This is a genomic window from Micromonospora halophytica (assembly GCF_900090245.1).
In the GTDB taxonomy this organism is placed as follows: Bacteria; Actinomycetota; Actinomycetes; order Mycobacteriales; family Micromonosporaceae; genus Micromonospora; species Micromonospora halophytica.
The window spans coordinates 77,054-90,796 of record NZ_FMDN01000015.1 but is presented as its reverse complement, the minus strand read 5'-3'; the positions used below and the strand labels follow the sequence as shown (position 1 = coordinate 90,796).

Annotated in this window: 11 protein-coding genes; 4 read left to right on the top strand and 7 right to left on the bottom strand. The window is 72.1% G+C overall.

Translation table 11 applies throughout. The annotated features are described in order from the left end of the window. Positions 1-66: 66 nt before the first annotated feature. A complete protein-coding gene (gene wecB, locus GA0070560_RS19150; RefSeq protein WP_091299470.1) occupies positions 67-1,191 on the bottom strand; it encodes a non-hydrolyzing UDP-N-acetylglucosamine 2-epimerase in 1,125 nt (374 codons plus the stop codon). Between the two features lie 111 nt (positions 1,192-1,302). Between wecB and GA0070560_RS19145 the strand changes: the two genes are divergently transcribed. Further along, the gene (locus GA0070560_RS19145) at positions 1,303-2,232 is read left to right on the top strand and encodes an NAD(+)/NADH kinase (protein ID WP_091299467.1); all 930 of its coding nucleotides are present in this window, start codon (positions 1,303-1,305) and stop codon (positions 2,230-2,232) included. A 71-nt stretch (positions 2,233-2,303) separates the two neighbouring features. Here the strand turns inward: GA0070560_RS19145 and pgm are convergent, their stop codons facing one another. Continuing rightward, positions 2,304-3,947: a phosphoglucomutase (alpha-D-glucose-1,6-bisphosphate-dependent) gene (gene pgm, locus GA0070560_RS19140; RefSeq protein WP_091299464.1), complete on the bottom strand. Its 1,644-nt coding sequence runs from the start codon at positions 3,945-3,947 to the stop codon at positions 2,304-2,306. Between the two features lie 65 nt (positions 3,948-4,012). Continuing rightward, positions 4,013-5,245, bottom strand: a complete 1,233-nt coding sequence (gene glgC, locus GA0070560_RS19135) for a glucose-1-phosphate adenylyltransferase (protein ID WP_091299461.1) — start codon at positions 5,243-5,245, stop codon at positions 4,013-4,015. Positions 5,246-5,340: 95 nt separating this feature from the next. On the opposite strand from glgC, the gene glgA reads away from it, so the two are divergent. Beyond that, positions 5,341-6,549 carry a glycogen synthase gene (gene glgA, locus GA0070560_RS19130; protein ID WP_091299457.1) on the top strand — a complete coding sequence of 403 codons (1,209 nt, stop codon included), beginning with the start codon at positions 5,341-5,343 and terminating at the stop codon, positions 6,547-6,549. Positions 6,550-6,598: 49 nt separating this feature from the next. Here the strand turns inward: glgA and GA0070560_RS19125 are convergent, their stop codons facing one another. From GA0070560_RS19125 to GA0070560_RS19115, 3 genes are read right to left on the bottom strand one after another with little or no spacing between them, the layout of a single operon-like run. After that, complete coding sequence (locus GA0070560_RS19125) at positions 6,599-6,994, bottom strand: nuclear transport factor 2 family protein (RefSeq protein WP_091299454.1); 396 nt, start codon at positions 6,992-6,994, stop codon at positions 6,599-6,601. Continuing rightward, positions 6,991-7,455 carry an SRPBCC family protein gene (locus GA0070560_RS19120; protein ID WP_139131539.1) on the bottom strand — a complete coding sequence of 155 codons (465 nt, stop codon included), beginning with the start codon at positions 7,453-7,455 and terminating at the stop codon, positions 6,991-6,993. Before GA0070560_RS19120 ends, GA0070560_RS19125 begins: the two co-directional genes overlap by 4 nt. Continuing rightward, positions 7,452-7,799 carry an ArsR/SmtB family transcription factor gene (locus GA0070560_RS19115; RefSeq protein WP_091299452.1) on the bottom strand — a complete coding sequence of 116 codons (348 nt, stop codon included), beginning with the start codon at positions 7,797-7,799 and terminating at the stop codon, positions 7,452-7,454. The genes GA0070560_RS19120 and GA0070560_RS19115 overlap by 4 nt, the downstream gene beginning before the upstream one ends. Before the next feature lie 171 nt (positions 7,800-7,970). Here GA0070560_RS19115 and GA0070560_RS19110 point away from each other — a divergent pair, with 171 nt between their 5' ends. Together GA0070560_RS19110 and glgB are read left to right on the top strand one after the other, a co-directional pair. After that, a complete protein-coding gene (locus GA0070560_RS19110) occupies positions 7,971-10,064 on the top strand; it encodes an alpha-1,4-glucan--maltose-1-phosphate maltosyltransferase (RefSeq protein ID WP_091299449.1) in 2,094 nt (697 codons plus the stop codon). Beyond that, a complete protein-coding gene (glgB, locus tag GA0070560_RS19105) occupies positions 10,052-12,154 on the top strand; it encodes a 1,4-alpha-glucan branching protein GlgB (protein ID WP_091299445.1) in 2,103 nt (700 codons plus the stop codon). Before GA0070560_RS19110 ends, glgB begins: the two co-directional genes overlap by 13 nt. Positions 12,155-12,655: 501 nt before the next feature. Here glgB and GA0070560_RS19100 read toward each other — a convergent pair. After that, the gene (locus tag GA0070560_RS19100) at positions 12,656-13,696 is read right to left on the bottom strand and encodes an App1 family protein phosphatidate phosphatase (protein ID WP_245675592.1); all 1,041 of its coding nucleotides are present in this window, start codon (positions 13,694-13,696) and stop codon (positions 12,656-12,658) included. Positions 13,697-13,743 lie beyond the last annotated feature (47 nt).

Sequence of the window (13,743 nt, the reverse complement as noted above, 5' to 3'; positions counted from 1 at the left end):
CCGCCGCACCGCCGGGCCGACGGTCGCACGGCGGGGCGGCTTCGGGCCTTCGCCGCACGTCCGGGCTCAGCGACGGATGCCGGCCCAGTCGTGGTGCCGGCGGACCGTGGAGAGGATGAAGTCGACCACCCGCCGCGAGGTGTCCGTGACCCGGTAGTCCGCCGGGCAGGGCACACCGTCGGCGGCCACCTGGTCGACCACCACACCGACCGCCTCCACCACCCCCGCCGGGTCGAGCCCGGTCATGACGATGCCCCCGGTGTCCAGCGCCTCGGGCCGTTCGATGGACTCGCGCAGCGTCACCGCCGGGAATCCGAGAATGGCCGCCTCCTCGCTGATGGTGCCGCTGTCGGAGAGGGTGCAGCGCGCGTGGCGTTGCAGACGGACGTAGTCGATGAGGCCGAAGGGCTCGTGGAAGGTGATGCCGTCCAGGACGGTCGGGTCGGGGGCGAGGGCCTCCAGCCGCTTACGGGTCCGGGGGTGGGTGGAGACCAGGACGGGCAACCGCCACCGGTCGTGGACCGCCCGCAGGCAGTCGAGCAGCCGGCGGAGCCGGTCGGGTCGGTCGACGTTCTCCTCGCGATGGGCACTGACCAGGAAGTACCCACCCGGGGCGAGTGCCAACTGGTCGAGGATGGTGGACCGCTCGACGTCCGGCAGGTAGTGCTCCAGCACCTCGCGCATGGGCGAGCCGGTGTGCAGGATCCGGCGGGGGTGCAGTCCTTCGGCGAGCAGGTTCCGCCGGGCGTGTTCGGTGTAGACCAGGTTGAAGTCGGCGACGTGGTCGACCACCCGGCGGTTGGTCTCCTCAGGAACATTGAGGTCGAAGCACCGGTTGCCCGCCTCCATGTGGTAGACGGGCACCCGCATCCGCCGGGCCATCAGGGCGGTGATGCAGCTGTTGGTGTCACCGAGCACCAGCAGGGCGTCCGGGCGGAGCTCCCCGATGGCCTCCTCGGCACCGGTCAGCACGCCCGCGAGGACGCGCCCCAGCGAGGAAGTGTCCACGTTGAGGTACCGGTCCGGCTGGCGCAGCCGCAACTCGGTGAAGAATATTTCCGATAGGCTGCGGTCCCAGTTCTGCCCGGTGTGCACCAGGATGTGGTCCACGGTCCGGTCCAGCCGGTCCAGCACCCGGGACAGTCGGATGATCTCCGGCCGGGTGCCCACCACCGTCATCACGCGAGTCATCCGTCCCCCGTCCCGCAGGTCGCACCGACGACCACCGCCGCTGTCGCCTCAACGAGAGATCCTCGGCCCGAGTTACTCCGCGGGGCGTGGACCCTGTGGTGAGCTGTACCGGTGGCGGGCTACGTCTTCGGTCTGGTGCTGCATCCCACTCGGGACGTCACCGAGGTGGTCGGGATCATCGAGCGATGGGCGGCCCGACACGGTAAGGCCCTCGCCGTCCGGGCCGAGGACCGGCACCGGGTGCCCGCCTCCGTGGAGGCGGTCCCGGCGGCGGAACTGGCCACCCGGTCGGACGCGCTGATCAGCATCGGCGGGGACGGCACCATGCTGGGCGCCCTGCGCTCGGCGGTACGCACCCCGAAGCCGGTGCTCGGGGTGCACCTGGGCCGGGTCGGTTTCCTGGTCGAGGTGGAGCCGCCGGACCTGCCGCGCGCACTGGACCGGCTGGTGGCGCACGACTTCACCGTGGAATCGCACGCCTGCCTGGCCTGTGACGTCTGCGGCGACGACGTGGTGGCGTTCAACGACGTGGCCCTGGTGCGCCAACCCGGCTCCGGTTTCGTCACCGCCACCCTCGCCGTGGACGGGCAACGGTACGGCTACTACCGCTGTGACGCGTTGATCGTGAGCACGCCGACCGGCTCGACGGCGTACAGCTACGCGGCGGGCGGGCCGCTGGTCTCCCCGGCGACGCAGGCGGTGGTGGTGACCCCGTCGGCGCCGATGGCCGGTATCTCCCGCTCGGTGGTGCTCTCCCCGGGCGAGACCATCCACCTGGAGCTGCGCCCCGACTCCGCGCCGGTGACCGTGGAGATGGACGGCCTGGTGATCCGGGACGCCGCGACCGAGGGGACGGTGCACGTGCGGTACCAGCGGGACGCCGGGCTGGTGGTCCGCCTCGACCCCCGCCGCTACCAGGAGCGCAACCAGCTCAAGCTGAGCCTGCTGGACCTGCCGCTGCTGCCCGAGCAGCTGCGGGAGCTGCTGCCGGACGGGCTACGCGAGCAGCTGCACCGCAAGGAGCTGCCCCCACCGCGCTGACCAGGGGCACGGCAGCGGCCCGCTCGCCACTGCCGCCTTCCGGTCCTGGGCGCCGATTTCGCCGGACCGCGTCAGGCCTTCGCCAGCACCCCGTCGACCAGCGCCTTCGCCTCCTCCTGGATCCGGGCGAGATGCTCCGGGCCCTGGAACGACTCGGCGTAGATCTTGTAGACGTCCTCGGTGCCCGAGGGCCGGGCGGCGAACCAGCCGGAGGCGGTGGTCACCTTCAGTCCACCGATCGCCGCGCCGTTGCCCGGGGCGGCGGTGAGCGTGGCGGTGATCGGCTCACCGGCCAGCTCCGTGGCGCCGACCTGTTCCGGGGAGAGCTTGCCGAGCACCGCCTTCTGCTGCCGGTCGGCCGGGGCGTCGATCCGGGCGTACGCGGGGGCGCCGAAGCGCTCGGTCAGCTCGGTGTAGTGCTGGCTGGGGGTGCGCCCGGTGGTGGCGACGATCTCCGAGGCGAGCAGACAGAGCAGGATGCCGTCCTTGTCGGTGGTCCAGGTGCTCCCGTCGCGGCGCAGGAAGGATGCGCCGGCGCTCTCCTCACCGCCGAAGCCGACCGCGCCGTCGAGCAGGCCGGGCACGAACCACTTGAACCCGACGGGCACCTCCAGCAGCGGCCGTTCCAGGTCGGCCGCGATCCGGTCGATCATTGAGGAGGAGACCAGCGTCTTGCCGACCGCCGCGGCCGGACCCCACTGCGGGCGGGTACGGAACAGGTGGCCGATCGCCACCGCCAGGTAGTGGTTGGGGTTCATCAGCCCCCCGTCGGGGGTGACGATGCCGTGCCGGTCGGCGTCCGCGTCGTTGCCGGTGGAGACCTGGTAGTCGGCGCGGGCGGCGATCAGCGAGGCCATCGCGTTCGGCGAGGAGCAGTCCATCCGGATCTTGCCGTCGCCGTCGAGGGTCATGAACCGCCAGGTCGGGTCGACCGTCGGGTTGATCACGGTGAGGTCGAGGCGGTGCCGCTCGGCGATCTCGCCCCAGTACGCCACGCTGGCCCCGCCGAGCGGGTCGGCGCCGATCCGCACCCCGGCGTCGCGGATCGCGTCGATGTCGATCGCGGCGGGCAGGTCGTCGACGTAGCCGGCGAGGAAGTCGTACGTCCCGGTGGTGTCGGCGGCGCGGGCCCGCGCGTACGGGATCCGCCGCACCTCCTTGAGCCCGGCGGCGAGGATCGCGTTGGCCCGGTCCTGGATCCACCTCGTGACGTCGGAGTCGGCGGGGCCGCCGTGGGTGGGGTTGTACTTGAAGCCGCCGTCGTCGGGCGGGTTGTGCGACGGGGTGATCACGATGCCGTCGGCGAGGCCGCTGGTGCGACCCCGGTTGTGGGTGAGTACGGCGTGCGACAACGCCGGGGTCGGGGTGTAGCCGTCGCGGCTGTCCACGAGCACGGCGACCTCGTTGGCGGCGAGCACCTCCAGGGCGTCCACGGCGGCCGGGGCGGAGAGCGCGTGGGTGTCCCGGGCGAGGAAGAGCGGCCCGTCGATCCCCTGCTCCCGCCGGTGGTCGCAGAGCGCCTGGGTCACCGCGAGGATGTGGTCGGAGTTGAAGGCGTTGCGCAACGAGGACCCGCGGTGGCCGGAGGTGCCGAAGGAGACCTGCTGCGCCGGGTCGTCCGGGTCCGGGTGCTCGGCGTAGTAGGCGGTGACCAGCCGGGGCACGTCCACCAGGTCGGCGGGCTCGGCGGGCTGTCCGGCACGGGGGTGGGCCACTGCGGGATCCTCCTCGGTACGGGTGGGCTCACTCTTACCCGGCGGGCACCGGGGTCACACGTGACTCACGGCTCGACGCGCTGCCCCTTGCCGATCACCACGATGCCGTTGTCGGAGACGGTGTAGCGCTGCCGGTCCTTCTCCAGGTCGACGCCGATCTCCGCCCCCTCCGGGACGAAGACGTTCTTGTCGAGGATGGCCCGGCGGACCACGGCGTGCCGGCCGATCTCGACACCCTCCATCAGCACCGCGCCGTCCACGTGCGCCCAGGAGTGGACCTTCACCTTCGGCGAGACGACCGAGCTCTCCACCAGCGAGCCGGAGATCACCGCGCCGGGCGAGACCATCGAGCCGACCGCCCGGCCGACCCGCTCGCCCCACTGGTGCACGAACTTGGCCGGCGGCCACGGCGGCTGCTCGGTGTAGATCGGCCAGTCGAAGTTGTAGAGGTTGAACACCGGATGGACGTTGATCAGGTCCATGTGCGCGTCGTAGAAGGAGTCGAGCGTCCCCACGTCCCGCCAGTAGCCGCGGTCCCGGTCGGTGCTGCCGGGCACCTCGTTGTCCTTGAAGTCGTAGACGTTGGCCTCGCCCCGCTCGACCAGCATCGGGATGATGCTGCCACCCATGTCGTGCTTGCTGGTCTTGTCCTCCGCGTCGCGCTCGACGGCCTCGCAGAGCGCCCGGGTGCTGAACACGTAGTTGCCCATCGAGGCGTAGATCTGGTCCGGGGCGTCGGGCAGGCCCACCGCGTCGGTGGGCTTCTCGCGGAAGGCCCGGATCCGCCGACCGTCCTCGCCGACCTCGATCACCCCGAACTGGTCGGCCATCGCCAGCGGCTGCCGGATGCCGGCGACGGTCACCGCCGCGCCGGAGGCGATGTGGTCCTCCACCATCTGCCGCGGGTCCATCCGGTAGATGTGGTCGGCGCCGAAGACGATCACATGGTCCGGCTGCTCGTCGTTGATCAGGTTGAAGCTCTGGTAGATCGCGTCGGCGGAGCCGGCGAACCACCACGGGCCGCGGCGCTGCTGCGCCGGCACGGGCGTGACGTAGTTGCCGAGCAGCGTCGACATCCGCCACGTCTTGGTGATGTGCCGGTCCAGCGAGTGGGACTTGTACTGGGTCAGCACGACGATCTTCAGAAAGCCGGCGTTCGCCAGGTTGGACAGGACGAAGTCGACCATGCGGTACATCCCGCCGAACGGGACGGCCGGCTTGGCCCGGTCCGTGGTGAGCGGCATGAGGCGCTTGCCCTCTCCGCCGGCCAGGACGATCGCGAGCACCTTGGCAGCCATGTCCCGACGCTATCCATCCCGCCGCCACTTCACCACTCGTACGGGCCGAGTCACGCATCCGGTGCGGGGCGTGTTTCTGCACTAGGGTGCCGGACATGACGGACTCTGCGTCGCTGCGCGTCGACCTGTTGACCCGGGAGTACCCGCCGGAGGTGTACGGCGGGGCCGGCGTGCACGTCGAGTACCTGGCCCGGGAGCTGCGCCGACTCGCCGACGTACGGGTGCACTGCTTCGGCGCGTCGCGCGCGGAGCCGGGCGTCACCGCGTACACCGAGCCGGCCGGCCTGGCCGGCGCGAACGCCGCGCTGCGGACCATGGGGGTGGACCTGGAGATGGCGGCGGGCTGCGCCGGCACCGACGTGGTGCACAGCCACACCTGGTACGCCAACCTCGCCGGGCACACCGCGAAGCTGCTGCACGGGGTGCCGCACGTGGTGACCGCGCACAGCCTGGAGCCGCTGCGTCCGTGGAAGGCCGAGCAGCTCGGCGGCGGGTACGCGCTCTCCTCCTGGTGCGAGCGCACGGCGGTGGAGGCGGCCGACGCGGTGATCGCGGTCAGCGAGGGGATGCGGCGCGACGTGCTGACCGCCTACCCGGCGGTCGACCCGGACCGGGTGCGGGTGGTCTACAACGGCATCGACACCGCGCAGTACGCCCCCGACACCGGCACCGACGTGGTGGACCGGCTCGGCATCGACCCGTCCCGCCCCAGCGTGGTGTACGTCGGGCGGATCACCCGGCAGAAGGGCCTGCCGTACCTGCTGCGCGCGGCCCGGGAGCTGCCCGCCGACACCCAGCTCGTGCTGCTGGCCGGCGCACCGGACACCCCGGAGATCGCCGCCGAGGTGGAAGGGCTGGTGGCCGAGCTGCGGGCCAACCGCTCCGGGGTGGTCTGGGTGGCCGAGATGCTGCCCAAGCACGAGGTGATCCAGGTGCTCACCCACGCGACGATCTTCGTCTGCCCGTCGGTGTACGAGCCGATGGGCATCGTGAACCTGGAGGCGATGGCCTGCGAGACGGCGGTGGTGGCGACCGCGACCGGCGGCATCCCCGAGGTGGTGGCCGACGGCGACACCGGGCTGCTGGTCGGGATCGAGCAGGCCGCCGACGGCAGCGGCCGGCCGCTGGACCCGGGGCGTTTCGTGGCCGACCTGGCCGCGACGATCAACGAGCTGCTGGCCGATGAGAAGCGGACCGAGGCGTTCGGTCTCGCCGGCCGTCGGCGGGCGGTGGAGCACTTCTCCTGGGACGCGATCGCGGCCCGCACCGTCGAGGTGTACCGGTCGGTGGGCGCGGCGGGCTGATCCGTCGCCCCCCCCGGGGGGGCGACGGGCCCTGACGGGCGGAGTCCGCTCAGTGCGCGGAGTCCCCGCCGGTGGGGTCCCCTGCGGTCGCCGACAGCGGGACCAGGTAGGAGTCGACGCGGGCGACGCGCCCGTCGCGGAAGGTGAACAGGTCGTTGAAGGCGAACCGGAACGGGCCGTGGACGAGGCTGACGCCCCGGCCCTCGCCGACGGTGATGACGACCGGGCCGTCCTCGTAGACCCGCTGGACGTCGAGTTCGGGGCTGCCGGTGAACGCCGGGTTCTCGATCTCGTCGTCGAACTGCGCCTTGCCCCGGGTGGTCCGGTGGCCGTGGATGACCCACTCCACGTCGTCGGTGAGGGTCGCGAGGATGCGTGGGTGGTCGCTGGTCCGGAATCCGTCGAAGTACTCCGCGACGAGGTCACGCTGGGTCGGCTGGGTCATGGCGTCCTCCGTGCCGGTGTGGGTTGATGCCGCAGGTGCGCGGCGAGGGCGTCGAGGATCGAGGCGAGTCCGCCGGCCGCCTGGGCCGTCCGGAGCTCCGGCGGGAGCCGGCGCTGGTGGACGGTGAGTTCCGTGCCGTCGCCGGCCGGGAGGACGGTGACGGTCGTGCGCAGGCCGGTGACGGGCTCGTCGAACACGAGTTCGTGCGGTGCGGTGACGCGCACGTACACGAAGCGGAGCCGGCGGGTCGCGCCGTTCGGCGCGCGGGTGTCGAGCGCGAACTCTCCGCCGGGTCGCAGGTCGACGGTGACGGACCCGGCGGGCACGGTGGCGTGCGAGCCGCCCCAGAACGCCGCGATGCTCGCCGGTGAGGTGAAGGCGGCCCAGACGCGTTCGGGTGCCACCGGGAGTTGGCGCCTGGCGATCAGTTCGTCACCGCGCAACTCCGCTCCGGCGGTCAACGGACCACTCCGTCGTCGGCGAGGTGCCGCTCCAGGGCGTCGAGCCGGTCGTTCCAGGTGCGGCGCTGCGCATCGATCCAGGTGCCCAGCAGCGACAGTCGGTCGACGCTCAGCCGACAGGGACGTCTGGTGCCCTCGCGTCGCTGCTCGACCAGGCCGCACCGGCGCAGCACGCCGACGTGGTGGGAGATCGCCTGGGGGGTCAGATCGAACGGCTCGGCGAGTTCGCCGACCGTGGCGTCACCCCGGGCGAGACGAGCCACCAGGGCCCGACGGACGGGATCGCCGAGCGCGGCGAAGGCCGAGTCGAGGTCCGGGCCGGGCGCCACAAGAGTCGAGGACATTGCCCCAGCATAATTAAAACGTTGGTTTGCGCAAGCACCTGTTTGTGAAGGCCCCGGGTGTCGGCGCTCGCCGCCCGACACCGGCGCACCTCGGCGAGACCATGCCCGGTGCCGCCCCAAACGGGGTACTTGGCCGAGCGCGTGCCGATCTCTGGCAGTAGGTTGACAGACGTGAGCGGACGGTTCCCGATCGAAGACGTCTCCCCCGTCGTCGCCTGCGGTCGCTACCCGGCCAAGGCGGTGGTCGGCGAGATGGTCCCGGTGTCGGCCCGCGCGTACCGGGAGGGGCACGACGCGCTGGGCTGCAACGTGGTCTGGCTGGGCCCGGACGGCGTGGCGCGCCCGTTCATCCGGATGCGCCCCGGCGAGCCGGGCCAGGACCGCTGGCACGCCACCATCCGCCCGGACGCCGTCGGCGAGTGGGTCTTCACCGTCGAGGCGTTCGGAGACCCGTACCTGACCTGGCAGAACGCGGTGACCAAGAAGCTCGCCGCCGGGCAGGGCGTGGAGGATCTCGCCAACGACCTGGCCGAGGGCGTACGGGTGCTCACCGAGGCCCTGGAGCTGGTGCCGGCGGCCGACGTGGCGCGGGTGCGGGCGGCGGTGGCCGCGCTGCGCGACACCGGGCGGGCGCTGCCCGCGCGGGTCGCCCCGGCGCTGGAGCTGGCCGGGCTGCTCTGGGCGTACCCGGTGCGGGAACTGGTCACCACCGGCGAGGAGCACCGGCTCTGGGTGGACCGCCCCCGCGCGCTCTTCTCCGCCTGGTACGAGTTCTTCCCCCGCTCGGAGGGAGCGATCCCGGCCACGGTCGACGCCCCGGCGCAGTCGGGCACCTTCGTCACCGCCATGGACCGGCTGCCCGGCGTGGCGGCGATGGGCTTCGACGTGCTCTACCTGCCGCCGATCCACCCGATCGGCCGGGTCAACCGCAAGGGCCGCAACAACTCGCTCACCGCCGGCCCGGACGACGTGGGCTCGCCGTGGGCGATCGGCGCCGCCGAGGGCGGCCACGACGCCATCCACCCCGACCTGGGTACGCCGGAGGACTTCCGCGACTTCGTCGCCGCCGCCGCCGAGCAGGGCCTGGAGGTGGCGATGGACCTGGCGTTGCAGTGCGCGCCGGACCACCCCTGGGTGACCGAGCACCCGGAGTGGTTCACCACCCGCGCCGACGGCAGCATCGCGTACGCGGAGAACCCGCCGAAGAAGTACCAGGACATCTACCCGCTGAACTTCGACAACGACCCCGAGGGCATCCGGGCCGAGGTGCTGCGGGTGGTGCTGCACTGGGTGGGCGAGGGCATCCGGATCTTCCGGGTGGACAACCCGCACACCAAGCCGTTCGATTTCTGGCACTGGCTGATCGCCGAGGTCAAGAAGGTCGACCCGGACGTGCTCTTCCTCGCCGAGGCGTTCACCCGTCCGGCGATCATGCACGGGCTCGGCAAGATCGGCTTCACCCAGTCGTACACGTACTTCACCTGGCGTACCAGCGCGACCGAGATGCGCGAGTACTGCGAGGAACTGGTCGCCGCGGCCGACTACATGCGGCCCAACTTCTGGCCCAACACGCCGGACATCCTGCACTCCTCGCTGCAGCACGGCGGCCCGCCGATGTTCAAGATCCGGGCGGTGCTGGCCGCGCTGCTCTCCCCCTCCTGGGGCATGTACGCCGGTTACGAGCTCTTCGAGCACGTCGCCCGCCCCGGCGCGGAGGAGTACCTGGACAACGAGAAGTACGAGCTGCGCCCCCGCGACTGGGCCGGCGCGCAGCAGCAGGGCCGTTCGCTGGCCCCGTTCATCGCCACCCTCAACCGGGTACGCCGCGACAACCCCGCCCTGCACCGGCTGCGCAACCTGCGCTTCCACGACATCGACAACCCGGCTCTGCTGTGCTGGTCCAAGCACGACCCGGACACCGGCAACACCGTCCTGGTGGTCTGCTCGTTCGACTCCCGGTCGGTGCAGTGGGGCAACACCACCCTGGACATGCCGGCGCTGGGCCTCGACTGGCACGACCGGTTCACCGTGCACGACGAGCTGACCGGCGCGAACTACGAGTGGGGCCAGCGCAATGCGGTCCGCCTCGACCCGTACCTGCAGCCCGCGCACGTGTTCACGCTGCGTCGGCCGACGGCGGGCGAGCCGACGCCGGCCGGGAACGCCCCGGCCGAACTGACCGTGACCGACGTGCCGGCAGACCTCTCCGGCGGCACCGCCCCGACCGCTCCCGCCCCGAAGGACGAGGACCGATGGACCAGCTGATCGCCGGCGAGACGCACGATCCGCACGCTCTGCTCGGCGCGCATCCCACCGACGGGCGTACGACGATCCGGGCGATGCGCCGGGGCGCCGGGGACGTGGCCGTGGTCGTCGACGGCGAGCGGCACCCGATGGAGCAGGTGCACGACGTCGGCGTCTTCGAGGCCGTGGTGCCGGGCGAGGTCCTCGACTACCGGATCGAGGCCGACGGCCGGCTCGCCGACGATCCGTACCGGTACCCGCCGACCCTCGGTGACCTCGACCTGCACCTGATCGGCGAGGGGCGGCACGAACGGCTCTGGGAGGCGCTCGGCGCGCGGGTCTTCGACGAGGGCGTGGCCTTCTCGGTGTGGGCGCCCAACGCGCGCGGGGTGCGCGTGGTGGGCGACTTCACCGGCTGGGGCCCGGACGACGGCTGGCCGATGCGCTGCCTGGGCTCCACCGGCGTCTGGGAGATCTTCGTGCCGGACGTGCCGGTCGGAGCCCGGTACAAGTACCGGGTCCTCGGCGCCGACGGGCAGTGGCGGGACAAGGCCGATCCGCTGGCCACGTACGCGGAGGTGCCGCCGGCCACCGCGTCGGTGGTGCACCATTCGACGTACGAGTGGCACGACGCCGAGTGGCTGGCGCGGCGGGCGAAACGGCAGCCGCACCAGGAGCCGATGAGCGTCTACGAGGTGCACCTGGGCTCCTGGCGGCCCGGCCTCGGCTACCGCGAGCTCGCCGAGCAGCTCACCGCCTACGTCACCGAGCTGGGCTTCACCCATGTGGAGTTCCTGCCGGTGATGGAGCACCCGTTCGGCGGATCCTGGGGCTACCAGGTCACCGGTTACTACGCGCCCACCGCCCGGTTCGGCGACCCGGACGAGTTCCGCCACCTGGTCGACCGGCTGCACGCCGCCGGGATCGGGGTGATCCTCGACTGGGTGCCGGCGCACTTCCCCAAGGACGAGTGGGCCTTGGCCCGCTTCGACGGCACCCCGCTCTACGAGCACCCCGACCCGCGCCGGGGCGAGCACCCCGACTGGGGCACGTACGTCTTCGACTTCGGCCGCCACGAGGTGCGCAACTTCCTGGTCGCCAACGCGCTCTACTGGTGCGAGGAGTTCCACGTCGACGGCCTGCGGGTGGACGCGGTGGCCTCGATGCTCTACCTGGACTACTCCCGCTCGGAGGGGCAGTGGCTGCCCAACGTGCACGGCGGCCGGGAGAACCTGGAGGCGATCGCCTTCATGCAGGAGGTCAACGCCACCGTCTACAAGCACCACGCCGGGGTGGTGATGATCGCCGAGGAGTCCACCGCCTGGCCCGGGGTGACCCGCTCCACCGCCGACGGCGGGCTCGGCTTCGGGTTCAAGTGGAACATGGGCTGGATGCACGACACCCTGCTCTACACCTCGAAGGACCCGATCCACCGCCAGCACCATCACCACCAGCTGACCTTCTCCCTGGCGTACGCCTGGAGCGAGAACTACGTGCTGCCGATCAGCCACGACGAGGTGGTGCACGGCAAGGGCTCCCTGGTGGGCAAGATGCCCGGAGACACCTGGCAGCGGCTGGCCAATGTCCGGGCGCTGCTGGCGTACATGTGGGCGCACCCGGGCAAGCAGTTGCTCTTCATGGGTTGCGAGCTGGCCGACGACCGCGAGTGGAGCGAGGAGCGGGGCCTGGACTGGTACCTGCTGCACGACCCGGCCCGGGCCGGGGTGCAACGGCTGGTGGCCGACCTCAACGCCGCCTACCGGGCCACGCCCGCGCTCTGGGCGCAGGACACCGAGCCGGCCGGGTTCCGGTGGATCGCCGGGGACGACGTCGCCAACAACAGCGTCTCGTTCGTGCGGATCGCCCCCGACGGCGCGACCCTGGTCTGCGTGGCCAACTTCTCGGCCACGCCACTGGAGGACTACCGGGTCGGACTGCCGGCGGGCGGGACGTGGACCGAGGTGATCAACACCGACGCGCACCACTACGGCGGGTCTGGGGTGGGCAACCTCGGCGCGGTGCACGCGCAGGACGTGCCGTGGCACGGGCTGCCGGCGTCGGTGGCGTTGCGGGTGCCGCCGCTGGGCGTGCTCTGGCTCCGCCGCGGCTGACGCCGTCCGCCGGTCCCCGCCCCGCCTTCGTCATTGCCTGGCGGGCGGTGGTCCGGGCACCCCGGAAGGTCCGTCACCGGCAGTGCTGTCCGTGGGACACCCCACCTCTGCTGTTCGCATCCTTTGCTCTGCTGCCACCGACGCACCGGTCACGGATGGTAGCCGGATGGTCCGGCCCATGGCGGCACAGGAAGAACGAAACCGCAGGATGCCGGGGTGGTGCGCCCGTGGCTGCACAGCAAAGGGACCAGCACGTCCCACCGACCCCCGCCACGGTTGTGACACACAGTGACGCATCACCATCTACACCGTGCGTCACGTGGATGGCGGACGGGACGGCACCATCCAACGGCGTGAACCCTGCCCGGCCCCGGCGCGGACGCGAACGCCGGTACCGGCGACAGCGCGAACGAGGCGGACGGCGCGGGCGCGGACGATGGCGCGCTGACCGGTTCGAAGAGCGGCTGACCCGACGGACGTGGAGCGCGGGCCGGTCGTACCTCAGACCAGGCCCGCGTCCCGCATCAGCTTCCACAGTCCGGCGCCGTCCGGCGCGGAGAGCCACTTCTGCCCCACCGGCCCGGTCGAGGACTGACCGGCCGGCGCGGGCAGGCCGCCCGCGAGCACCGACTGGGTGGGCGAGAGGCGGCGGATCGCCACCCCGGCGACGTTCTCCGGGTGGGCGGCGGCGAACTCGCGGTAGATCTCCTGGTCGTGCTGCCCGTCGTCGCCGATCAGCAGCCAGCGGACCTCCGGGAACTCCTTCGCCAACCGGGCCAGGGTGGCCCGCTTGTGCTCCCGGCCGCTGCGGAACCACCGGTCCGCCGTCGGCCCCCAGTCGGTGAGCAGCAGCGGACCGGCCGGGTAGAGGTGCCGCGACAGGAAGCGGGTCAGCGTCGGCGCGACGTTCCACGCGCCGGTGGACAGGTAGAAGACCGGGGCGCCCGGGTGGGCGGTGACCAGCCGCTCGTAGAGCACCGCCATGCCGGGCACCGCGGCACGGGCGTGCTCGTCGAGGACGAACGTGTTCCACGCGGCCAGCAGGGGCCGGGGCAGCGCGGTCACCATGACCGTGTCGTCGATGTCGGAGAGGATGCCGAACCGGACGTCCGGGTCGAGGACGCGGACCAGGGCCTCCGCCGGTTCGGCGTCGGCGACGCTGAGGCGTACCGAGGACCAGCCGGGGGTGAAATCGCCCTCGATGACGGTGTCGACGAAGCCGCTGCGGTCGGCCTGGGCCTCGTGGACGACCCCGCCCGCTTCGATCGTCACCCTGACGTGCTTGGCCGGCAGCGTGGTGAAGCTGCGCCAGCCGCGTACCTTCTCCAGCCGGCCGCGCTGCCGGGTGTCCGGCCGGCCGAGGAGCACCCGGCACAGCACCCGCGCCCAACCGGGCGCGCCGTAGCCGGCGTACGCGACGATGTTGATCTGCCACCCGGTGCGCCGCAGCCGGCGCTCCACCAGCTGGTGCACGGCGTCCTCGATCCGCGCTGCCCGGTGCAGGTTCGGTACGGCCAGCTGGCCTGCGGGAGTGGGTGGCACACGGCAACCCTGCCACACCCCGGCGGAACCGGCCACGCGAGGAGTCG